The organism is Mesorhizobium sp. M8A.F.Ca.ET.207.01.1.1, from assembly GCF_004794715.1.
Classification (GTDB): domain Bacteria; phylum Pseudomonadota; class Alphaproteobacteria; order Rhizobiales; family Rhizobiaceae; genus Mesorhizobium.
In genome coordinates, this window is record NZ_SRUS01000322.1 from 1 (window position 1) to 331 (window position 331).

A 331-nucleotide genomic window follows, 5' to 3' on the forward strand; every position below is an offset into this window, starting at 1 on the left:
AGCAGCGAGCGGCCAAAGCCCATGGTCCGCAGTTTCGGGTCCAGCAGGCTGAGCAGGGTGGCGCCGGAATCCAGCGTCGAACCGTCGTCCACCGCCAGCTGGCGCGGCGCCACGCCCTCGCCGAGGAACAGCAGCAGGTTCTCGCGCTTCTGCTTGGCCAGCACGTGGCTGAGGTCGTTGGGCATCGCCAGGTGGTCGGAGGCGATCACGATCAGCGTGTCCTTGCCATACGGACTGGCCTGGATGCGCTCGACCAGACGCGAGATCAGCCGGTCGGTGCACTTGAGTGCATTCAGCAGACCTATCTTGCCGTAGCCGCTCTGGAAACGCC

Annotated in this window: 1 protein-coding gene; it reads right to left on the minus strand. The window is 65.9% G+C overall.

The features are described 5' to 3' along the window. Window positions 1-331: sulfatase-like hydrolase/transferase (locus EN850_RS34740; protein ID WP_145973029.1), on the minus strand; the 331-nt coding region annotated here is incomplete at both ends.